Here is a 23,046-nt window from a genome sequence, read left to right as displayed (position 1 = left end):
CAAGTCGCTTCAGCCGTGCGGCCATTGATAAGGAGTGGATCGAGATGAAAGCTCCTGAGCCTGCAGTACGCATCGAGTTGCTGGCCCCCTTCTCGGGCGTGCTGGTGCCCATAGAAGCGGTGCCGGGTCGTTCACTTCAATGTCACGGAGAATCCGACCGCGCACTGGACGGTTCAACAGATCGTCGAGGCTTTCCCCTGGCATAGCGCGCCGAAGTACCTGCTCCGGGATCGCGATGCAATCTATGGCGAGCCCTTTCGGCGACGCATAGAGAGCATGGGCGTCGACCAGGTTCTCTCCGCCCCTCGCAGCCCATGGCAGAATCCGTACGTCGAACGCTTGATCGGCAGCATCCGGCGAGACTGCCTCGATCACGTCATTGTCCTGAACGAACGCCACCTGCGGCGCATCCTCACCCGGTACTTCGACTACTACCATCGTGGGCGTACACACCTGTCGCTGACATGGATTGTCCCGACCCGAGACCAGTGCAGCCGCCCGATCGCGGCACGGTCGTCGAGTTCCCGGATGTTGGCGGCTTGCATCACCATTATGATGCGGCTGGCAGCATAGCCGGCGTGGTCCAGGCTTCGTTCAATCGCACGCTATGCCTTTTCGGGGAGGACAGTTGCGGAAATTCGAAATGCGTTTCGGACTAAGGCAGCCCTACGTGGTGACGAACCGACAACAAAGCCCGATTACGCCAATCCTGAAGTGGCTCCTATGCGCCGATCCGTGACACGGGGACTCGGTCTGACACATAGTAGTTCGTAAGCGCGGGTTTCCGTCCACCTAACTTCCGTGCTTGAGAAGGTCCACGATTGCGTCCGCAACCCAACTGAACTGAACCCGCGATTGTAGGCACGCTCCCCCTCAGGATACGACCGGTTTTCGTCCATGGAGACGCAATCGAGCGAAAACCCGGTAGCTTGCGGCCATTTTTTGCGAGCGACATTACGATCGAGGGCGGTGGCCGGTTCTCATCAGTTTGCGGGGGAAACCGCGGCATTCATACCGAAGGGGGATAGCGCGGCGTGGGAAGCACGCTTTGCTGTTATGCCGATCCCTGTCCCCTCCGTTGTTTCAGGCGCAGTTGAGTATCCATAGACGTCAGCCCGCTGAACCAGCGTGTAGTGACGATTCGCCTTGCCCTGTACGACATATCTGCTGATTCGACGACCTCGGGGTATTGGCCTCAACGGGACACACGTCATGGCAAACCCAAAATAACATCATTCACTGATAGCGGAACGCGATCTGGATGGTATATGGTGACTAGAAGCGAGTCGTCGCTTCAGCGCGCTACATATCATGAGCCTGCATAAAAGGCCCGGCGCAATCCCGTCACGCTTCGTGAACGTAGCGTGACGGCGTGCTCCGAGTCGCGGCGCATCGTGTGTGTGGGTTGCAATGAAATGCACGCGGCGCACCCATGAGGTGACTGCAGTGGGGGGCTCACGCATCCCGTGCGACCAAAGCATAGTGGACTCTGCGTCTGTCCAGGGGCACTACAGATGATGCTTAGGCGTTTCAACGGAGGAAACCATGTCGAACAGCAATTTGCTTGTCATTGCCGCCTTGGTGGCCCTGATCAATACAGCGTGGGCGCAACCTGAAACCAATGTGGAGGTGACAAAAGCGCTGGGTACGGCCAGCATCAAGGGGACCACTCGGATGACCGCCACGGTACAGGACATAGACACCGCGACGCGAACCGTTTTGCTAAAAGGCACTAACGGCAATATCGTTGAAGTGGAAGTCGGGGACGAAGCGCGCAATTTTGACCAGCTCAAGGTTGGCGATGTAGTCAAGGTGGTTTATCGGGAATCACTCACCCTGAGCCTCAAGAAAAACAGCGGTGCCATGGCTTCGGCCGAAGAGCGCCCGACAATGGAGCGCGCGCCTGCTGGTGGAAAACCCGGGGGTACCTTAGGCCGGGAAGTGAAAATCGTGGCCGACGTAATCGCGGTCAATCCAAAAAGCAGGACCGTCGAGTTGAAAGGTCCCAAGGGTAACGTGGTGGACCTGAGGGTAGAGGATCCGGCGCAACTTGCGAACATCAAGAAGGGCGATCAGGTGGAGGTCGTCTACACCGAAGCCCTTGCCGTTTCCGTGGAGCCCGTTGCCACGAAGTAGGTCCCTCGCCGGACGCCCGCATTTGGAGCGCCCGGCGTGAGGGGGCTTGACCCCGCCCCGTGCGGTTTTGCCGCGGTCGCTTCGGGATGTGCCATCCAGATGTCGGCACAGCTACCCATGGGCACAATGCATCGCGCAACTGGTGTTCCCGCGTCCAGATAGCATCCTGGTGCGACGCGCATACGTGACCATCGAATGGCTAGTGCCGGTGTCAGCCTAAGGTCTGGTTCCGGTGCACGCCTGCCAAATTCGAGGTGGTCAGTTGAATAAACGTATCTGCGGCGATGTTTCAGCTTGCGATCGCGCCGTTGCGTCTTACCGTGGTCCGCACCTATTTAGAATTATCACATCCACGATAACCGACTTTTCCTGCCATGCGTCTTCAGTCGAAGAGGTCGACAGGCGAATCGACGCGTATTGAAACTGAACCAGGCCCCGTTGCTCGCGGTCCCGATCCCGAATTCTTGACACTCAAGCAGATGCGGGTCGCTCACGATGCGGACGTACAGCGTGCGTTGCAGCGAAATGCATCTATGGCCACGGCTTGGGCCATCGGCTTCATCTCACAAGAAAACGGGAAATCGCGCCATCGAACGCGATGAAGCATTGGCACACTCCTGAAAGCGCGAGACAGCGAAGCCATCAACGGGCAGAGCTGCGCTTGCCCCGCACCCACCATTACCCGTCAAGCAATCTGGCAGAGTGGAGCAAGCTGCGCCTCACTTTTACAGATTAAGCCGCGTCACCTTGGCGCCGGAGAGTGAAACGTCCGCCATAAGACCCGTGTTGGTCAGCACGAGGGCCACCACCTGCGAGGAGGCTGATGTCGTGTCGATTGAGCCGTTCGCACCCACTTTCACGATCGAAACTGCCACGTCGCCACCCACGGACCAGCCGGCCGCGTTGCGGAATTTGTCGAGCGCGTCGTGTGTCATGAAGAGGAAAATGATAGCCGTCGACTGGACACCGGCCTGGAATCCAAAGGAAGCCGCCGCCGTGCTGTAGTACCCGACAGTCGTGCCACCGACGCGCAATGCGCCTTCGCCATACTCGGCGCCAGCGATGAAGGCCGCCTTCTTGACATCCGGGAACACCAGGACGCCCTGGGCCTTCGATGCGAGTTCGCGTGAGCCACCCACAGTCGCGAAAAGCCGAGTCAGCGTGCCATCAACACTTGCGTCGATCGCCTGGCGCTTCGACACATCGGTCTCAGGACTCTTGCCGCTGCCGGGCGTCGTGGTACAGCCCGCGAGTGTCAGACCCGCGACAGCGGTGGCGGCCGCGCTCTTTAGCACAAAATTCCGTCTGTTCATTATGTTCCTCCATTGTGGTTGCGAGGCGAATCCCCGGTGCGTGAGTCCGGCCGCTTCATCCACCTAGGGCGTCTCAGCCAGCGTAGGCCGAGTGGGCCGTTTCGAGCCGCCGCCTTGCCGATGACTCCCAGTACCTGCCCCCCTATATGATGTCACGACGCCAGGCTGGGTAAATGAGACTTTGGTCTTATAGCGAAAGCCTGTCCGCTTCATTAACGAGGCGTAACACCTTGTATATCGCACCGGGTACGGCGCGTCGAACAACTCGGGGCAGGTTCAAGACCCGGATTCCTGTGCTGGACTCATAACGCGATCTAGCCGGAGCATGGTGTTGAATGCAACGAGGTCCGGAACTGTCCCGATTGCGAATACCACGTAGTCTGTGCGCGCCTTGCAGCGCATCGCATCTGAATATCTTTTGCCGATTCATGCAAATCACTATCCGGGTGCGCCGAATATGTGCCGGAAATCGAGCGCGGTGTGGCGGGCGACGATCGACCCCGGAATCCAGGCTCTTTCGATGGCATGTGGTTTCCCGGGCGAAGCAGACTGATATCGATTTCACCAACACAACCGCGCGCCACGAGTGTAGTTCGCGAAGGACGAGGAAATTAGCGCATGGATCAGCGAAGGTACCGGCAATAGCGTCGCGATCGATGCAAGGCCTGACACCCGGCTATACCACGACCCACGAAAAACGGATATATCGACACCGGTCGGTGACTCTCAACGTGATAGACACACGCAAGAATCTACGCTCCCTAAAGCCACTTGGGTGAGGGGAAGTGACGTCTACATAAGACTCGCTAAACAAAACGTGTCATCCGAAAGCGAGGGTAAACGTTTGATGTTGGATGACAAAACAGCGAATCAATGACAAGTTGTGGGAAACGCTTGAGCCGTTGCTGCCCGCGCGGCCGCGTTCGCCGACAGGCGGGCGTCTTCGTGTAGGTGACCGGGCGGCATTGAATGGAATTCTCTTCGTACTGCACACCGGCATCCCGTGGGAAGACTTGCCGCAAGAAATGGGCTTGGCAGTGGCATGACGTGCTGGCGCCGCTGCGGGACTGGCAAAACGATGGCGTGTGGGCGCGCCTGCATCTGGCGTTGCCCACGCGATTGCGTGAATACGATGCGATTGACTGGACCCGTGTGAGCGTCGATGGCGCGAGCGTGGCAAGCCCCCAGGGGGCGAACAGACCGGGCCGAACCCGACCGACCGGGGCAAGCTCGGCAGCAAGCGTCATATCGCGGTAGACCGTCAGGGCGTCCCGCTGGCACCCGTGGTCACAGGCGCCAACCGGCATGCATCCGCTTCGAACGGGGTCTCGATACCCATGTCGCGTTGCTTACCCTTGCTTGTGGCGTTATCTGCTCGCGCTTCGTAGAACAGTTTTGTTAGCCACTCTAAGTTCAACTGAACAACAACGGGCCTCTATCGGGATCAGTGCCACTGATCCGCACAAAACAGCAAGCGATAAGGTTTCGCATGCGAGTCCGCGAGACATCTTCCGACAGAATGGCAGTCTGAGCAGCCCCGCGCCACACTTTTTCATAGACCGCTGACCGCACCTACTTGATCGTGTACCCACGCCCCTCCATACACGCCGCGTACGCTCGATTGAAGGTATCGATGGCACCTTGAGACTGCGCTTGCTGATTTGCCGCTGCGGCTCGCTGGTTTTGGCGTGCTCGCGACCCGCCGACCATCGTGCCGCCAACCGCACCTATCGCGGCGCCTTTTCCGGCATCACCGGCGATCGCACCAATCGCGGCGCCGCCAGCAGCGCCGCGTGCCGCTCCCCTGACGCGCTCTCCCCCCCCTACCGCAGGCCCCGACGGAGGAGGTGGGGTGGCAGCCACCGCTGCCGGATCGATTCCCGTGTTGTTCCTTGCCCATGAGTGGCACGAGGAGGAGTCCTTTTGTTGCTGCTGTTGGCTTTGCCCTTTGGCTGGGTACGCAATTGGCTGGCCCTGCGCGGCAGCGGCAAGCGCCACTTCCCATATGATCGCTGCCCAAATGCAGCGGCTCCTATATGTATACACAGTAACTCCTTGCTTGAACTCGGGGCGGCGTAAAGCACTCCTTGAGTGTCCGCCTCATACAACCCTTTGGCAACCGGTATCCCGTCGCGCAGCGCGAAAGGCGGGGTAACCATCAAGGTTGCCTTCATAGTTTCGTTCAATATCCCTCGAGCGCAATCAGACCATGGTCTTATCTCCGGTATGGAGCGGCAAAGATTGGTCGTTGCACTGCCCAGCGCCGAAACGATACAACCTGCCTTCTTGAGCGAGATCAAATTCCGCGCGCGTGAGAATACCTGATATTGCTCATCATCGAGCAGATCGAGACGGAGAATCACGATGCGCTCAAGTGGCTCTCTCATGTGTACGCGGAACGTTCGCAACGTCGGTATCGGCTGAGTGCCATGGCAGACGGACTTGAACGTATGTGAGACATCGATCTTCTGCAATGCGGCAGTATCTGCGTTTCGAAGACATTTCCAGTCGCACGAACGGGTTCGTTGCAGTAACTTATTGAAGCATTTACATCTGTCAGCACTACGGCAGACTCCGAGTGAAACACACGATGGGCTCTTCATGCTGTTTCTCGAGCGATCTTTCGGACGATATGCAAAACGCGCTGGGCGTCGATCGTTTCGCTATGCCATGATCAGGGTGGTGAGTTCAGCAGGAATTGAGTCGTATGTTCATTGCACGGCGGATGGGCGACGCTGCCATTGGTGGAACAGTTTGAACGCGTGAGCGTCTCCGTGACCCGGTCCTTTTGTTTGCGACCGGTTGAGATTTGAACCCTGCAGCAAAGGGAGGTGCCCTCTTGAAGGAAGACCTTCGCCCCACCCACGAAGTCACTGGCACGGTTCCCGTGACCGGGTGGCGCGCTGTGTTTCCTCCCGCGCAGTGGCTGCCGACCTACCGGCCTCAGTGGCTGGCGCGCGACGCAATTGCCGGCGTGACCCTCGCGGCCTACGCCATTCCTGTGTCGCTTGCTTACGCTACGCTCGCCGGGCTGCCGCCTGAATACGGCATCTACTGCTATCTGGTCGGCGGGTTGTTCTACGCGTTATTCGGTTCTTCGCGCCAGCTTGCGATCGGACCCACGTCTGCGATCTCGATGCTCGTCGGAGTGACGGTAGCAGAACTGTCCGGGGGGGATCCCGGGCGCTTTGCGTCGGTTGCGGCGCTTACGGCGGTACTCGTCGCGGGTATGTGCGTGCTGGCGTGGATTCTGCGGTTGAGTTCGCTCGTCAATTTCATCAGCGAGACGATACTTCTCGGCTTTAAGGCAGGCGCGGCGCTCACGATCGCCCTCACCCAGTTGCCCAAGCTGTTCGGAGTCAAGGGCGGCGGAGAACAGTTCTTCGAGCGCATTGTTGTGCTAGCTGGGCAACTCCCCGATACCAATGTTGTCGTGCTCACCTTCGGCTTCGTCGCGCTCCTCGTGCTACTGCTAGGGGAAAGGTTTCTGCCTGGGCGACCCGTTGCGCTGCTGGTGGTACTAATTTCCATCGTCCTGCTTTCGTTCACGCCACTAGGTGATCTGGGTTTCAAGGTTGTCGGCGCGTTGCCCCGCGGTTTGCCTGAGTTCCGTATGCCAGGGCTGCGGATACGCGATGTCGACGGCGTAATCCCGCTGGCGTTCGCGTGCCTCCTGCTCTCCTACGTGGAAAGCGTTTCTGCCGCACGGGCCATCGCACAGGTCAACGGCTACGAAATCGATCCTCGCCAGGAACTCCTCGGGCTCGGCGCGGCCAACCTGGCCGCAGGTCTATTCCAGGGTTACCCCGTGGCTGGCGGCCTGTCGCAGTCCTCCGTCAACGATAAGGCCGGCGCCAAGACACCGCTTGCGCTGGTGTGCGCTTCCGTCACAATCGGCCTATGTCTGATGTTCCTTACGGGCTTGCTGAGCAATCTGCCCAATGTAGTTCTGGCGGCGGTCGTTCTGGTTGCCGTCAAAGCCCTGATCGACATCCGCGAAATCCGCCACGTGTGGCGAGTGAGCCGTTACGAATTCGCTGTATCGATGGCAGCATTTGCTGCGGTGCTGCTACTCGGCATCCTGAAAGGCGTGATCGCTGCGGTACTCATCTCGATGTTGTTGCTCATTCGGCGCGCCGCGCACCCCCACGTCGCCATCCTGGGGCGCATCCCCGGCCAAACTCGTTACTCGGATATCGAGCGCAACCCAGACAATGAGCCCATTCCGGGCGCGCTCGTTTTCCGCGTGGAAGCGTCGCTGCTCTACTTTAACGTCGAACATGTGCGCGCGAGCGTGTGGCGGAAAATTCGCTCGGGCACAACGCCGGTCCATCTGGTTGTATGCGATCTGTCCGCGACGCCTGTTGTCGACCTCGCTGGCGCGCGAATGCTGGCTATGTTGAACACAGCATTGCAGGACGCCGGGATGCGGCTGCGGCTCGTGGCTCCGCACGCGGAAGTGCGGGATATCCTGCGCGCCGAGGGATTGGAAGAGCAGGTCGGCTATTTCGGGCGCCGCGTCTCGGTGACTGATGTTATCGACGAGTTCCTTGGTGGTACCGAAGCCGGTCTCGGCACATCGCGCGGAGCGCGGTCCACAACAATGCCAGACGATGGGGCTGTCTTGTAACCGGATGAGATCGATTTATGCGCAAGCAGAAGCGAGTCACGCGCAGCGAACCTCTGTTCCGTTGACGCCGCGAGCGTTCGCCGGCACCAACCCGAAAACAAACCAGAAAACCATGCAACAGCAGAAAAAGTCACATTCGAATTGTCGGCATTGAGGGTCGGTAGCGGAGCTATGCGTTCAGGTCGATTCAGCTGCCCCAGAAAAGCAGCCCAGCCACCGCGCAGTTGATGATTAACAATCGGGGTTCCAAAGAACCGGGATATCATCAGTTGCGAAGCGAAAGTGGTTGGTCGACACCCACCTTGCGCGGACAAGAAAACGGGCAATCGGGTAGTCGGATTGCACGGTCTTGATCGGGCCTTTTCTTCGTATTCGATAACAGCGATAGGAGTCGTTGCCATGCCCCCATACCTTAGGTCGCCGCGCCGGGCATATTCCGCTCGCCTCTGCATCGGAGGCTTATTGTTCGCAGCAATAGTATGCTCTGCGCACGCGTCGAATCTCAGTTTTTTAAATGATACTCCGCTGAGCTATATGAAACAGCGGGATATTGATTCGATCAAGCTTGCCGTAGCGAATGCTCTTGATACGAAGGCAGACGGGGAGACGGCCCGCTGGAATAACTCTGATACGGGCAACAGTGTCAAGGTGGATGCGATACTTACTCCCGGCAACACGATAAAGCGGGACGGCAACACATGTCGCTCCGTTGCGGTTGCGCTTACTGCGAAAGGTCAATCGATGGATCTTCATCCATTGTTTTGTCGAGCGGGCAATGCAAGCTGGAAATTGCAACAGCGGAAATAGTCTCGGATGGTGTTTCTCGACCGTCATGTCCCAGACGATACGGTATTGCAGAGCATTCGGTCTACCAGGCTCGCGCCCAGCTATCGTGTTCGCATCGCTTGCGTGCACGTTCCGGTCCGTGATAACCGCTCGGATCGCGTTTTGATTAATAGCGTGTGCGATTGCACGACAACGGGCCAACGTCCCAATATCGACTCACGCCCTCGGCATCTCGACAACGTATGACGCCCAACCCAAGCCCTTTGGCGTGGCGGTACGACGTTTCGTCCGGGGCGCGCGGCTCGCAGTCAAACGGCGTCTCGTGTCGCGTCACAGGTCCCGGGCGGACGCACTGCGCCAGGAAGCTTTAAAGGGCGATTCGTTGATCGCGGCCTTTACCCCGAGATATTCATAGCATGCCAACACAATGCGATCACTTTATTTGCGGTTGCACAACGGGTTGCATAATATAAATTGAGCCGCGAGTTCCACAAGCGTATCAGGCGGCAGCACAGATCGTGAGCAACGTCGAAGCAATGGACGTTCAAGTCAACGTACCCCGGAAATCTTCACCATGGACGAAGCCGCCGAGATTGCGCTCAGTCAACGGACCGGCACAAAGGTTGCCGCGGTCTTACATAACCGCTTGCAGACGGCGAGCGACCAGTTTGCCCGACGCGTCGAACACGCAGGCGCCGGTAACGGCACGGACCCGCTCACGACAATGGCGGCAGCGATGGATCCGCGCAATTGGTACGACTACGTCGTCGATACGGCGCAGCGCTCGGTGCTCTTCTGGGACACGCTACGGCAGCGCGGCGACAACTTCCTCGACAACACAGAGCAGGGCCTCAAGCCGGTACTCCATTTCGACTACGAAACGGTGCTCGACGGACGCTCTTTCGAGCGACCGGTTAACTACGCGCTGTTGCGCATCACTCCGCCCGCCGGCGTGACGGTTGATGACGCACGGCGGCCCTATATCATCATCGACCCTCGCGCGGGTCACGGACCGGGCATCGGCGGTTTCAAGGACGACTCGCAGGTGGGCGTCGCGCTGCGCGCCGGGCACCCGGTGTATTTCGTCATCTTCTTTCGCGATCCCGAGCCTGGTCAGACACTGCTCGACGTCTGTCAGGCCGAGCAGATTTTCGTCAGGAAGGTGCGCGAACTGCATTCTGATAGTCCGAAGCCCGCCATCATCGGCAACTGCCAGGGCGGATGGGCGGCCATGATGCTGGCGGCCTCGGGCCCCGACGATACCGGCCCCATCGTCATCAACGGGGCTCCCATGTCGTACTGGGGCGGTGCATGGAGCGAAGGCGACGGCGACAACCCGATGCGCTATGCCGGCGGCATGCTCGGCGGATCGTGGCTCGCTTCGCTTGCGGCGGACATGGGCAACGGCCGGTTCGATGGTGCGCATCTAGTGCAGAACTTCGAGAACCTGAATCCGGCCAACAGCCTGTGGGACAAGTTCTACCATGTGTTCGACAAGGCCGACACCGAGCCGCCGCGCTTTCTCGAATTCGAGCGCTGGTGGGGCGGCTACTACCTGATGAATCGCGAAGAGATCGAATGGATTACGCGCAATCTTTTCGTCGGTAATTCGCTGTGGAAGGGGGACGTCAAGGCGGCGAGCGGCACACCCTTCGACCTGCGCGAAATCAGGTCGCCCATTGTACTGTTCGCCTCCATGGGCGACAACATCACGCCGCCGCAGCAGGCGTTCAACTGGGTCGCGGACATCTACGGCAGCACTGAGGAAATCAAGGCGCGCGGCCAGGTCATTGTCGGGCTGCTTCATGGGAACGTCGGGCATCTTGGAATCTTTGTTTCCGGCAAGGTGGCGACGAAGGAGCATGCGCAGATCGTGTCGGTGTTGAAGACTGTCGAGCGGCTGGCGCCCGGCCTCTACGGCATGGTGATCAGCGAAAAGAAAGGTGCGGATGGCGAGACTTCGTACGACGTCGAGTTTCACGAACATCGGCTCGAGGACATCGCAGCGCGGCTCAATCGCTTCGAGCGCGTCGATGAGAAGCCCTTCGAGGCAGTCGCGGAAGTATCGAAGTTCAACCAGCACAACTATGAGATGTTCGTCCGACCCTTCGTGCAGGCCACGTCGAATGATTACACGGCGCACCTGCTGCGGATGTTTCATCCGCTGCGATTCCAGAACTGGTCCGTCTCGCGGCTGAACCCGTGGCTGTGGTGGCTCGAGCCCGCTGCACAAATGGTCAAAGCCACTCGTCAACCGATCGAAGAGAGCCATCCTGCGCGACGGGCCGAACATCTAGGTTCCGAAATGATCAGTGCGTCGCTCGACTACTATCGCGGTCTGCGCGATGCGATGACCGAAGCTGCCTTCTTCTCGATTTACGGCAATCTGAAAGGACTCCAGCAGGCCCAGGCAAGCGCGGTGCAGGAACACGCGACCGGCGCCAGTGTCGATCCGCTCGAACTGCCCGTGGTGCGCGATGCACTTGCTGCGATCGGGGACGGCGGCTATGTCGAAGCGCTCGCCCGCGCGGCATTTCTGCTCAGCAGCAAGGGCAAGCCGCTGCCCCTTTCGCGACTCGAATTGCGGCAAGAACTGGTGTCGGACTATGCACACTTGCTTCCGGGTTTAGCGCCTCATGAGTGGCGCCGCATCCGTGGCGAACAGGAAATCATCTCGCGTTACGAGCCGGATCTGGCCGTCCAAACCTTGCCGCAGTTACTGGAAAGCCAGGCCGACCGCGAGAAGTTCGTCGCGCTGCTCGACAAGCTGATCGCCGACGAGCGCGTACAGGCTACGTCGCCGACTGAGGAACAGACCGCGATGCTCGCGCGCATCCGCGAAGTGCTGGCAGAGAAGCCCGTGAAGCTCGAAAAGCGCGAGAAGGTCGAGAGGCTCGCGAGGCCAGAGAAGGTTCGCCGCCCTGGCGCGGCGTGACGCACCTGGCTGGAATCGCGATGTCAACACGTCCTGGAAGCAGGAGATGAAATGGATGCCAAGCATGCGAAGTACCAGCGCCTGATCGACTTCTGCAGGTGCGCAGGTTCACCATTCTGACGAGCAGGGTCGACTCGATCCTCACCCGGCTCGCTTCGTGCGCAGTCGCGGTGCTGGTCTCGGAGGCACGTCGCGAAAACGCAAAGGTGATGGGGTGACATCATGGCCGATGTAATTCTCGTGCTTAACGCGGGGTCGTCCAGCATCAAGTTCAGCGCGTTCGACGCGGGCAGCGACGCTCACCCACTTTTGCTGCGAGGCCGGATCGAAGGCCTCTACACCGCGCCGTGCTTTGTGGCCGAAGACACGCACGGCGCCGAGATCGGCGCGCATGCCTGGGAGGCCGGCGTCGAACTCGGGCATGCAGGCGCAATTGCCTATCTGATCGATTTTTTCCGCAGCCATCGCGCGGAACACACGCTCGTGGCCGTCGGGCATCGCGTCGTGCATGGCGGAGTGGACTTCTCGCAGGCCGTGCGTATCACGCCCGAGGTGGTCGCCGCCCTCGCAAAGCTGACGCCTCTCGCGCCACTGCATCAACCGCATAACCTCAAGCCCATCGAGATCATCGCGCACCTTCGCCCTGATCTGCCTCAAGTGGCCTGCTTCGACACGGCATTTCATCGCGTGCAGCCGGAAGTGGCGCAGGCGTTCGCGCTGCCCGCATCCATCACCGGGCGCGGCGTGCGCCGCTATGGGTTTCATGGCCTGTCGTACGAATATATCGCCAGCGTGCTCGCACAGTTCGATCCGAAGGCAGCGTCGGGGCGCACGGTCGTCGCGCATCTCGGCAACGGTAGCAGCATGTGCGCGACGGTGGGCGGGCGCAGCGTCGCCAGCACGATGGGCTTCACCGCGCTGGATGGATTGCCGATGGGTACGCGCTGCGGCAATCTCGACCCTGGCGTGATCCTGTACCTGATCGACGAACTCGGCATGGATGCACGCGCTATCGAGGATCTCGTGTACCGGCAGTCGGGGCTGCTCGGCGTTTCCGGCCTGTCCAGCGACATGCGTGCGCTGCTTGCCAGCGACGATGAGCGCGCCCGCTTCGCGGTAGATCTGTTCACGTACCGCATTGGGCGCGAGCTGGGGTCGCTCGTTGCAGCGGCGAGAGGTATCGATGCGCTTGTCTTTACCGCGGGAATCGGCGAACACGCGCCGGCCATACGTGAACGCGTGTGCCGCGAAGCGGATTGGCTTGGCATCGAACTCGATCCAGCGGCCAACGAGACCGGAGGCCCGCGCATCAGCACGACGACCAGCAAGGTCGCCGTATGGGTGATACCCACTAACGAAGAGACGATACTCGCGCGCCACACACTGAGCGCAACAACACGTTGAGTCCACGGATTAACCGTTAAGGAGCGTCGTCATGACCGACCCAATCCCAAGTCAGATACTGAAGGCCAAGAGGGCATTGGTCTGCGGAATTGCCAATGAATACTCCATTGCCTATGGCTGTGCGAAGGCCTTTCGCGAACTGGGCGCCGATCTGGCCATCACCTACGCCACCGACAAGGCCAGGGCGTATGTCGAGCCCCTTGCACGCCAGTTGGAAGCGCCGATATTCATGCCGCTCGATGTCTCGCGGCCAGGCGATCTCGAGGCTGTATTCGCGCGGATTGAAGCAGAGTGGAACCGGCTCGACGTGCTCGTGCATTCCATCGCGTGGGCGCCCGCGCAGGATCTGCAAGGCGGCTTGTTGAACTGCTCGGCAGAGGGTTTCTCGAAAGCGATGGATATTTCCTGCCACTCGTTCATACGGATGGCAAGAATGGCGGCGCCGCTGATGAAGGACGGCGGGACGATGTTCACGATGAGCTACTACGGGGCCAACAAGGTCGTCTCGAACTACAACGTGATGGGACCCGTAAAGGCCGCACTTGAAGCCTCTGCGCGTTATCTGGCCTATGAACTCGGCCCTAAGGGCATCCGCGTCCACCCCATCTCACCGGGGCCGCTCAAAACTCGCGCCGCTTCAGGCCTCAAGGATTTCGATCTGCTGCTTAACGAGGCCGCAGAGCGCGCTCCGCTCGGCGAACTGGTCGACATCATGGATGTGGGATTCACCTGCGCATTTCTCGCCACGCCCTATGCGCGACGGCTCTCGGGCGAGACGGTCTACGTAGACGGGGGCGTGCACATCATGGCGTAGCGGCCGCTGGCAATGAACGAGCGCTCATGCTGCATCCATGGGTGGGGCAACATCTGGGTCGCAGTCGGCGATGCGGCAGACTTTCCAGCATGCCGCGTTCATTGTGCCTGGCGAGTTGCAGCGGCGCATCCACAACCTTGAGCCTCGAGTGCCGCGAAAACGCTGTTCTTTGCTGGCCCTTTCCGCCCGGCACCCCATACGGCCGCGCAGGAAGCCCACTGTCCCCCGTTTCGACAAGGGCGCAGGCTCATCACGCACAACGGGGCTGATTCGCGACTATCCGAACTAAAATTCAAAGTGAGTATGCAGAACGCGCAGGGAGACCGATCGCCATGAACTCGAAGCGTCGATTTATTGCGTTGCTGGCCCTTGCACTGGCGTACACAGGAACGGCACACGCGGCACCGCCGCAGCCCACGTCCGCAGCTGCTCCCGCGTCTCAGCCGGTGGCTGCGCCTCCTGCTCAGAAACGCGGGCTGTCTCTCGCAAACAAACCCTGGACCGGCGATTTCGATGCGATGCTCGAGCGACGCCAGATCCGCTTTCTGGTTCCCTATAGCCGCACGCTTTATTTCAGCGACAAAGGCCGCGAGCGCGGGCTGTCGGCGGAGCTCGCGCGAGACTTTGAGCACTATATCAACAAGCGCTACGCCAGCCAGCTCGGCAATCGGCCCGTTACAATTTTCCTGATTCCCACCACGCGCGACAGGCTTCTGGGCGATCTGGTTGCTGGCCTCGGCGACGTATCCGCCGGCAACCTGACCGTCACTGCCGAACGCGAGAAGCTCGTTGATTTCGTCGCGCCCCGTGACCGGAAAGCCATGCGCGAGCTGATCGTGACGGGCCCCAAGGCGCCACCGCTTGCAACGCTCGACGACCTCGCCGGAAAGCAGGTCTATGTGCGCAGGTCAACGAGCTACTACGAAAGCCTCACTGCATTGAACAGCCGTTTCAAGGCTACCGGCAAGCCGCTCATGCAACTCACCCTCCTGCCGGATGCGCTCGAAGACGAAGACAAACTGGAGATGCTCAACGCGGGCTTGATCGATATCGTCGTGGTCGACGACTGGAAAGCAAAAATGTGGGCTCAAGTACTGCCGCGCATCAAGGTGCATGACGATCTTGCCGTTCGCACGGAGAGCTACGTGGGCTGGGCCATCCGCAAGAATAGTCCGCAGCTACAAGCTGCCCTCAACGACTTCTACTTGAATTTCGTGAAGAAGGAGGGGGTGGCGGCCTACCGGCTTTCGCAGTACATGAAGCGTATCAAACAGATCTCGAACAACACCAACAGCGAAGAAGACAAACGCTTCCAGCAAACGATCGAATTCTTCACCAAGTACGGTAAGGCGTACAGCTTCGACCCGTTGATGCTGGCCGCGCAGGGCTATCAGGAGTCGCAACTCAATCAGCGCGCGCGCAGCCACGTGGGTGCGATCGGCATCATGCAGATCATGCCGTCCACCGGTAAGCAAATGGGCGTCGGCAGCATCTCGGGTGCCGAGTCCAATATTCACGCAGGCGCCAAATATATGGACCATCTGATGACCCGCTATTTCCCCGACGCACACTTCGACGAAAGCAACCGGACACTGTTTGCGTTCGCGAGCTATAACGCCGGTCCAGGAAATATTGCGAAAATGCGCAAGGAGGCAGCGGCGCGCGGACTGGATCCGAACAAGTGGTTCAACAATGTGGAAATCGTGGTTGCGGACAAAATCGGCATCGAAACCACGACCTATGTACGCAATATCTATAAATACTATGTCGCGTACAAATTGATCGTCGACGCACGGGCCGCAAGGAATAAGGCTGTCGAGACGGTCAAAAAACCAGGCGCTTGACGAGCGCCTGTCTTACACCGAACCAGCCGGCAGATTCGCGCGGCGAACGTCATGCGCCGCAGATATAAGACGGCCAGCCCGCGGCAGTCCTCCCGCGCGTGCCGTTGATGCTCGCGAACGGTCGAGTGTGCCGGCAGTATCAGGCCATTCCGTTGCGCTGTCAGTGCGCATGCGAAAAACGCCGACCGGGGTCACGGCACGTACCGTGTCGACGGGCGCAATTCGCAGCGCCGATTTCAGAGGCCTACAGAGCGTCCGTATCCGATGTCACCGATCCACCCGATTGATTGTCCGGGAACCTAGGGCGCGGATGCCGCTACGGCGCTTCCGGCCTTGGGATGCTCTGCGTGGGTATTACTGCCCGTGTGTGTACCGCGTGCCTTTTGTTCGGCTTTTCGCTGTGCATCCTGCATATGTTTCATGCCGGGAGTGCCTGTCTGTGCCATGACGTGAGGCTCATACGCGAATGCAACAACAAGACTTACCGCGACGGCCGGCAAAACCGGGCAAGGTCTGGTCATGATCTTCTCCTGACTGCCATACAGGGGGACGTCATCGAAACATTAAGTCATTTAAAAACATTCTGGCGCGAAATCGCACAGCCGTGATGTCGGAATCGTGCTGTCCGGGCGCAGGACGGATATCGGAGATGCAAGGACAATGATCAAACGAAAGCTGGAGCGTTCTACCCCGCTTTGCCATGGTGCGCGAGGTCTCGCGTGAATTTCAATCCGAAGTTCAATAAGCACATTCGCTGCCGTACGCACGCCCTGTCGACGCCGCCCGTGTCAACGCGTGAAGCGTGCCAGCACGAGCACGAATACCGCGGACGCTGTGAGTTGCACAAGCGTCACGGGCAGTCCATAACGCAGAAAGGAGGCGAACGTGACGGGTTTGCCCTCGCGGGCGCAGATGCCCGCCGATACGATGTTCGCCGCTGCTCCGATGAGCGTAGCGTTGCCACCGAGCGTCGCCCCGAACATCATGCCGACGAATACCGGAATGGGTGACCGGCGGCCACTGTGTGAACTGGTCGGAGAGCGCGGAGTCGGGAACGAATTCCGCCGCCACCAGGTATCCCTTGACCATCACGATGGACGCCGCAGCAACCGGGACGTTGGCAAGCAGGGACGATAACAGGCCAATCCCGGCAATCATCACAAGGGCGACAAGCGACAACTGGGTCCCGAACTGCTCATTGAGCTTGAGCGACACGACCTGCAGCAACCCCGTTCTGATTATCGCCTGAACCAGACAAAATATGGCCGCGAGGAACACCAGTGTCTTCCAGTCGACGTCGCGCAGCACGCTATCGGTCGGCTCGACCTTGGCCGCATAGCCGACCAGCAGCGCCAGCGAGCTGGCGATCAGTGCCCCTGCCGGCGGGACAATGCGCGTGGGGAGTTCCTCGCCGAACACGAACAACACCATCATCATCGCCAGCACGGCGAGCGACAGGCCCGCGTAGATGGGCCGCTTGAGCCGGGCGCGCGGCTCGCGCGGTGGCAAGGTCCGCTGGATCCGCCACACGTTGCCCATCAAGAGCGGCAGCATCGGTACCACGACGACGAGCGCGACTACCCCTCCTGGACTGACGCGTCTCAGGTATTCGCCAAACGCCATGCCGATCGAGCTGCCGACGAGAAACGTCGCCGGATCGCCGACCAGCGTCAGCATTCCGGCCGAGTTGCTGACGATCGCAGTCAGCACCATTGGCGCGATGATGTCCACGTCTAGTGCGACGGCCACGCGGATGATGATGGGGGCAAGCAGAACGACCGTCGTCGCATTCGGCAAAAACGCGCACAGTGGCGAGACAATCGCGATGAGCAGAAGCAGAAAGCGCTTGCCGCTGCCGTGCGTCGCTTGCAGGTACAGGTCGCCGACCAGTTCGAAGAGACCCGTGGTTGACAGGATGCGCGCAACCACCATGCCGCCGAACAGCAGGCTGATCGGACCCGCAGCGGTTCGGGCTGCGGCGATCAGGTCCCGTTCGTCGAGTATTCGCAGCGCAATCAGAACGCTCACGCCGACAAGCGCCGCGACGGCCATATCGATCACGTTGAACGCGATCAACAATATGACCGTCAGGAATACGCCAAGGACGATGTAGACCTGCAGTTGACTCATGACTCGCCTCGCGTCGTTCAGCGCATCGGCGGCGCATACATCAGGCCGCCATGCGTCCACAATCCGTTGATTCCACGCTGGAGTCGAAGCGGACTTTGCGCGCCGAGGTTTCGGTCAAACATCTCGCCATAATTCCCCGCGCTTTGAAGAGCCCGCAGTGTCCAGCCGGGTTCGACACCCATCGTACGGGTGACCGTGTCGTCGGGAACAAGCGCCTGTCGAACCACGGGATCGCCTATGCGCGCCTGCAGGTTCTGACGCGTCACACCCAGTTCTTCAGCTTCGATCAGCGTGAAAAGCACCCAGCGCACGAGAGTCAGCCAGGGCGCGTCATCGCCGAGGACAACCGGACCAAGTGGCTCCTTCGAGATCCGTTCGTCAAGTATGACGAACGATGTCGCGCCGCCTGGTGCACGCAGGCGCATCGCAGTCAGCCTGGAGGCGTCTGCCGTGTAGGCGCTACAGCGCCCGGCGAAGAATGCCTTTTCCAGTTCAGGCGCGGAATCCATCACAAGTGGCTTGACGTCCAGTCCGTTCGCTGCCGAGTAGGCACGCAGATGGTCTTCGGTGGACGTGTCCTTCTGAACGCACACCGTGGCACCCTTGAGCGAGGCAACTGAATGTCCTTGGCCCTGCCCCGGCACCATAATCGCCTGGCTGTCGTAAAACAGCACGCCTGCGAACTGGACCTTGAGCGCCCCTTCGCGCAGCAGGGTCCATGTCGTATTGCGCGCGAGAAGTGCAATGCGCCTCGCCAGGCGCTCACGCCTGGTCGCGTTCGCATCGACGTTTCGTCGTCTCGTTCAGGTGATAGGGGGCCGATACCGATACTCCAACGCTGGCCGAAGCTTTCAGGTTTCGTCGCGCTCCGGCATGACCTGTACCGTGAGCACCCGGTTCTTCCAGAACAGATTGTGGAGGCGCGGCTGCAGGCTGCGCAGCGCATGGTGATCCACGCCGATGAATTCCAGCAGGACGGCAGGACGTGCGCCCGTCCCTTCGATACGCTGGATGGTGTCGAATGGCGGCAACCCATATCTGATCAGAAGTTCCCTTATCTCATCGTCGGTCGTACCGTCGTCTATGTTGCCTATCCACAGATTAGCCATGGCGAAGTCCTCCTGAGCCACAATATGCGGTTTTCTACCGACATCCCGCGTTGCACCCGACACCCGCTTCCAGCGCACTTTTCAATGATGCCATTGCATTGTAGTTCGGTACTTTCCTGTTCGCGGCACGTTCGCACAGCGTGAAATTCCAATTACCTGCTGCTGTCCTTGGGGTGGTTACATTCGCGATGCTCAGCGGCTAACGACCGGCCGTTTCCTTCACTGCGAGAGTGCGTTGCCACAAATACACAAGCTAATTGCGCGGCAGCCTTGCGGGTCTTTTTGAGTGCACACGCGGTCATGAGGAAGTGTCACATCTACAGCCGGCGTCGAGGCTTCCGTCTCAAGCTTGATTTGCCGTTCACATGGTCTTCATCGTTCTTACGGCGTGCTCATGTGCATCGCAGAACACAAAGCCAAACCGTGTTTGATCCCTTGCAGCCGAGTCGACCTGTTTGAGCAATTCCATCGATCAGCCCATTGCATACACTTACGGGGAAACCCTCAACAGGCGCTTGATCAAAGCTGCATCGGGCATGGTCTGAGTCATTCCGTCCAGATCGTTCGTCCGGCCCAGCAGACAAAACCCCTAGCCGCCCTCCTCAAACGCCGGTAATGGTCTAACATTGATACAGAGCGGCGCCGCGAACAGTCATGAACCGGCCCAGCCATCTGCAGGAACCCGTGCCCGGCAACGAGAAACGCGCACGCCATCTGGCATCGTGATCAGTTGGGAGGAGCCGCTATGACCCGGTGGAGTGAAAGGCTGTCTCAAGCGGTCGGTAAGTGGTTGATCGTGGCACTGATGATGGGTTCGAGTGGTGTGAGTGCCCAGAATCAGCCGCAACCACAGCAGCCGACCTTCAAGCCGGAGGAGATCGAGGCGCTGGTGGCGCCGATCGCGCTCTATCCGGACTCGGTGTTATCCCAGGTACTGATCGCCTCGACCTATCCGCTAGAAGTTGTGCACGCCGCGCGTTGGGTCAAGGCTAATCCGAACATCAAGGGCGATGCCGCGGTGAAGGCCGTGGAGGACCAACCCTGGGATGTCAGCGTGAAATCGATGGTCGCGTTTCCGCAAGCGCTCGAGCCAATGAGCGACAAGCTCGACTGGACCCAGAAGCTCGGCGACGCATTCCTCGCACAGGAAAAGGACGTGCTCGACGCGGTGCAACGACTGCGCGCGCGTGCGCAGGAATCGGGAAACCTCAAGTCCAACGAGCAACAAAATGTAATCATGGAACCGCCGCCGGCGGGCGCACAGACCACACAGACCATCGTGCGCATCGAACCTGCGAACCCGGAGGTGATCTACGTGCCGGCCTACAACCCGACCGTCGTGTACGGCGCGTGGAGCTATCCGGCCTATCCTCCAACTTACTGGCCACCGTATCCGGCTTATTATCCCGGCGCCGCGCTCGCCACCGGACTCGCCTGGGGCGTCGGCCTTGCCGCCGCAGGAGCAATCTTCGGTAACTGCAACTGGGGTGGCGGTGACGTTAATATCAACGTCAACAAGGCCGCCAATATCGATCGGAATTTCGACCGCACCAAGGTTGAGGGCGGCAAGTGGAAACATGATGCAAGCCATCGTCAGGGTGTCGCCTATCGTGACAACGCGTCCCGCGAGAAGTTTGCGAAGAATGTCCCTGGCGCCGATGCGCGCGGTGACTACCGTGGCCGTACCGGCGGCGCATCCGACCGCGCCGCGGTAGCCGACAGGGCCGGCGCGGGCAACCGTGCGGGCGGAGCAAACGGTGCGGGCGCGGGCAACCGCGCAGGCGGAGCAAACGGTGCGGGCGCGGGCAACCGCGCAGGCGGCGCCAACAACCCAGGTGTGGCCAACCGCGCAGGCGGCGCGAACGCAGGCGGCGCGAACAATGCCGGTCTGGCTGACCGCGGCGGTGGCGCGAATTCGCCTGGTGTAAGCAATCGCGCCTCGGCGTCCGACCGGGCCAGTGCTGGAGGCAACCGCGCAAGCAGTGGTGGCGGCCGCGACAGTGCCTTCCAGGGCGTGGGCGGCGGTGGCGCCTCACAAAGCGACTTCAACCGGGGCCGATCCAGCGCACAGTCTTCGAGCTTCAACAGACCGAGCGGCGGCGGAATGCGGGCGGGCGGTGGCGGTGGCGGTGGCGGCGGACGCGGCAGGCGCTAAGGAGACACAAGCATGAAGTCACCACTACGATTTGCTGCGGCCCGGCTCGCAGCGACCGGCAGTTCTGTCACGGTTGCGCTGGCACTCTGCCTCGGATCGCCGCCTGCTGCATACGCGCAGACGGACTTCAAGTCGCCGGACGAGGCGATGACCGCATTTGGCAATGCAGTTGCCAATAACGACGAAGCCGCTTTAAGGGCTTTGCTCGGTCACGACTTCCGCAAACTCATCCCTCCGGCGGGCGCCGAAATCCGCACCCGCTTCCTGAGCGCCTGGAACAAGTCACATGCGATTCAGCCAACGGACAGCGACCACGTCGAAATCGCGGTGGGCGACGACGGCTGGACGCTGCCCATCCCGCTCGTGAAAACAGCCAGGGGCTGGCATTTCGACACACAGGCCGGAGCCGAGGAAATGCGGTTGCGCCGTATCGGCCGCAATGAGCTTGCCGTCATCCAGACGATGCTGGCTATCTACGATGCACAGCGCGAATACGCCGAGACGGACCACGACGGAGGCGGCGTGCTTGCGTATGCGGCGAAACTTTCGAGCACACCGGGCAAGCAGGACGGCCTTTACTGGCCGACAGGCCCCGATGACAAGCCGAGCCCGCTTGGGTCTGCCTTCATGACAGCGGGCGCACGCAACGCTGGCCAGGCAGGCTATTACGGCTATCACTACAAGCTGCTCACCTCGCAAGGTCCTCATGCTCCGGGCGGGGCTTATAACTATGTCGTGAACGGCAAGCTGTTTGGCGGATTCGCCGTCGTTGCCTGGCCCGTTCACTACGACGATACCGGCATCAAGAGCTTCCTGGTCAGTCACGACGGGCAGGTCTATGAGCGCGATCTTGGCCCCGATGGCGCAACGAAGGCCGCCGCGATGACGTCGTTCGACCCCGGCCCCGGGTGGGCAAAGGTGTCACCTTGATGCGCCTTCCGCTTGCCGCAGCCTGCGGTGCCCTCGTCGCCCTGTCGGCGTGCACGTACTACCCGGTCCCGTCAGCCGGCACCGTGGTGATGACGCCAGCCAGCTACGACCGCTCGTTCGCCGCCGCAGCGGGTGCGATGCGCGACGAAGGACTGTCCATCACCGTCCAGGATCCGGCGAGCGGCACCATCGCTGGAAAATTCGACAGCAGCACCGTGACGGCTAGCGTGCGCCAGCAGTCTGATGGCAGCGTACAGGTACGATTCGACTCCAGTGACGCACGCGATCCAAACCTGCTTCACCGAGTCTCGCAGAGCTACGACCGTCGCATGGGGCGGTAGACCCAGCCCAGGTATCTGGCTCAGCCTGGGGAAAGCGCATGGTCGAGCGCGTTGCCGCGGCAAAACGGGCAACACCACTCAGAACTTCTCGGGGACGTACTTGAATGGGTAGTCGGGTTCCTCATAGTCTTTTGCTTTCTGTCGCGCCGGCAGCGAGACCTCTTCGCGGGCGACCGGATGATAAGGAATCGCGCCAAGTAGATGACTGATCAGGTTCAGGCGCGCGCGCTTCTTGTTGTCCGACCTCACGACATGCCACGGCGCGAACTCAGTATCCGTCATCGCAAACATCTCGTCACGGGCGCGCGAGTAGTCATACCAGCGGCTATAGGATTTGAGATCCATCGGCGAGAGTTTCCAGATCTTGCGTTCATCGTGAATCCGCGCTTCGAGGCGCCGCGTCTGTTCTTCAGGACTCACCTCGAGCCAGTATTTGAGCAGCAAGACGCCGGAATGGATGATCGCGCGTTCGACGAGCGGCACGGCCCGCAGAAATTCCTGCACCTGTTCGGTGGTGCA

Annotated in this window: 16 protein-coding genes and 3 pseudogenes; 13 read left to right on the top strand and 6 right to left on the bottom strand. The window is 60.3% G+C overall.

The window, feature by feature from the left end; genetic code table 11:
• The first annotated feature begins 276 nt into the window (after nucleotides 1–276).
• Entirely contained in the window at nucleotides 277–573 is a 297-nt protein-coding gene (locus P3T23_RS27185) for an integrase core domain-containing protein (RefSeq protein ID WP_429319191.1), read from the top strand.
• Between the two features lie 972 nt (nucleotides 574–1,545).
• Nucleotides 1,546–2,136 (top strand): hypothetical protein, encoded by a 591-nt coding sequence (locus tag P3T23_RS27180; protein ID WP_429319190.1) that lies wholly within the window; start codon nucleotides 1,546–1,548, stop codon nucleotides 2,134–2,136.
• Between the two features lie 725 nt (nucleotides 2,137–2,861).
• Here P3T23_RS27180 and P3T23_RS27175 read toward each other — a convergent pair.
• Complete coding sequence (locus tag P3T23_RS27175) at nucleotides 2,862–3,449, bottom strand: BPSL1445 family SYLF domain-containing lipoprotein (protein ID WP_429319189.1); 588 nt, start codon at nucleotides 3,447–3,449, stop codon at nucleotides 2,862–2,864.
• An 854-nt stretch (nucleotides 3,450–4,303) separates the two neighbouring features.
• Between P3T23_RS27175 and P3T23_RS27170 the strand changes: the two are divergent.
• Nucleotides 4,304–4,762, top strand: a pseudogene (locus P3T23_RS27170) (IS5 family transposase); the annotation flags it as partial.
• A gap of 259 nt (nucleotides 4,763–5,021) precedes the next feature.
• Here P3T23_RS27170 and P3T23_RS27165 read toward each other — a convergent pair.
• Nucleotides 5,022–5,471: a glycine zipper domain-containing protein gene (locus tag P3T23_RS27165; protein WP_429319321.1), complete on the bottom strand. Its 450-nt coding sequence runs from the start codon at nucleotides 5,469–5,471 to the stop codon at nucleotides 5,022–5,024.
• An 817-nt stretch (nucleotides 5,472–6,288) separates the two neighbouring features.
• Here P3T23_RS27165 and P3T23_RS27160 point away from each other — a divergent pair.
• From P3T23_RS27160 to P3T23_RS27130, 7 genes and pseudogenes are all read left to right on the top strand, one after another.
• A complete protein-coding gene (locus P3T23_RS27160; protein WP_429319188.1) occupies nucleotides 6,289–8,079 on the top strand; it encodes a SulP family inorganic anion transporter in 1,791 nt (596 codons plus the stop codon).
• 399 nt (nucleotides 8,080–8,478) lie between these two features.
• Entirely contained in the window at nucleotides 8,479–8,886 is a 408-nt protein-coding gene (locus tag P3T23_RS27155; RefSeq protein ID WP_429319187.1) for a hypothetical protein, read from the top strand.
• A gap of 553 nt (nucleotides 8,887–9,439) precedes the next feature.
• A complete protein-coding gene (locus P3T23_RS27150) occupies nucleotides 9,440–11,800 on the top strand; it encodes a DUF3141 domain-containing protein (protein ID WP_429319186.1) in 2,361 nt (786 codons plus the stop codon).
• 113 nt (nucleotides 11,801–11,913) lie between these two features.
• Nucleotides 11,914–12,018, top strand: a pseudogene (locus P3T23_RS27145) (phosphate acetyltransferase); the annotation flags it as partial.
• Nucleotides 12,019–12,022: 4 nt separating this feature from the next.
• Complete coding sequence (locus P3T23_RS27140; protein ID WP_429319185.1) at nucleotides 12,023–13,204, top strand: acetate/propionate family kinase; 1,182 nt, start codon at nucleotides 12,023–12,025, stop codon at nucleotides 13,202–13,204.
• 31 nt (nucleotides 13,205–13,235) lie between these two features.
• Nucleotides 13,236–14,018: an enoyl-ACP reductase FabI gene (gene fabI / locus P3T23_RS27135; protein ID WP_429319184.1), complete on the top strand. Its 783-nt coding sequence runs from the start codon at nucleotides 13,236–13,238 to the stop codon at nucleotides 14,016–14,018.
• A gap of 332 nt (nucleotides 14,019–14,350) precedes the next feature.
• The gene (locus P3T23_RS27130; RefSeq protein ID WP_429319183.1) at nucleotides 14,351–15,862 is read left to right on the top strand and encodes a transglycosylase SLT domain-containing protein; all 1,512 of its coding nucleotides are present in this window, start codon (nucleotides 14,351–14,353) and stop codon (nucleotides 15,860–15,862) included.
• A gap of 738 nt (nucleotides 15,863–16,600) precedes the next feature.
• On the opposite strand, the gene P3T23_RS27125 is transcribed toward P3T23_RS27130, so the two are convergent.
• From P3T23_RS27125 to P3T23_RS27115, 3 genes are all read right to left on the bottom strand, one after another.
• The gene (locus P3T23_RS27125; protein ID WP_429319182.1) at nucleotides 16,601–17,992 is read right to left on the bottom strand and encodes an SLC13 family permease; all 1,392 of its coding nucleotides are present in this window, start codon (nucleotides 17,990–17,992) and stop codon (nucleotides 16,601–16,603) included.
• A gap of 17 nt (nucleotides 17,993–18,009) precedes the next feature.
• Entirely contained in the window at nucleotides 18,010–18,666 is a 657-nt protein-coding gene (locus P3T23_RS27120) for an amino acid ABC transporter substrate-binding protein (protein WP_429319181.1), read from the bottom strand.
• Nucleotides 18,667–18,843: 177 nt separating this feature from the next.
• Nucleotides 18,844–19,101 (bottom strand): RNA recognition motif domain-containing protein, encoded by a 258-nt coding sequence (locus P3T23_RS27115; RefSeq protein WP_429319180.1) that lies wholly within the window; start codon nucleotides 19,099–19,101, stop codon nucleotides 18,844–18,846.
• Between the two features lie 745 nt (nucleotides 19,102–19,846).
• Between P3T23_RS27115 and P3T23_RS27110 the strand changes: the two genes are divergently transcribed.
• Genes P3T23_RS27110 through P3T23_RS27100 form a run of 3 tightly spaced genes read left to right on the top strand, consistent with a single transcriptional unit; the run spans nucleotide 19,847 to nucleotide 22,527 of the window.
• Complete coding sequence (locus P3T23_RS27110) at nucleotides 19,847–21,256, top strand: DUF3300 domain-containing protein (RefSeq protein ID WP_429319179.1); 1,410 nt, start codon at nucleotides 19,847–19,849, stop codon at nucleotides 21,254–21,256.
• Nucleotides 21,257–21,268: 12 nt separating this feature from the next.
• Complete coding sequence (locus P3T23_RS27105) at nucleotides 21,269–22,186, top strand: DUF2950 domain-containing protein (RefSeq protein WP_429319178.1); 918 nt, start codon at nucleotides 21,269–21,271, stop codon at nucleotides 22,184–22,186.
• On the top strand, nucleotides 22,186–22,527 hold the full coding sequence (locus P3T23_RS27100) for a hypothetical protein (protein ID WP_429319177.1): 342 nt from the start codon (nucleotides 22,186–22,188) through the stop codon (nucleotides 22,525–22,527). The genes P3T23_RS27105 and P3T23_RS27100 overlap by 1 nt, the downstream gene beginning before the upstream one ends.
• A 78-nt stretch (nucleotides 22,528–22,605) precedes the next feature.
• On the opposite strand, the pseudogene P3T23_RS27095 reads toward P3T23_RS27100, so the two are convergent.
• Nucleotides 22,606–23,046 (bottom strand): annotated as a pseudogene (locus tag P3T23_RS27095) (polyphosphate kinase 2); the annotation flags it as partial.

It is taken from the genome of Paraburkholderia sp. GAS448 (assembly GCF_050435685.1).
GTDB lineage: Bacteria > Pseudomonadota > Gammaproteobacteria > Burkholderiales > Burkholderiaceae > Paraburkholderia.
The sequence above is the reverse complement of the archived record's forward strand: the minus strand, read 5'-3'. Positions and strand labels throughout refer to the sequence as shown.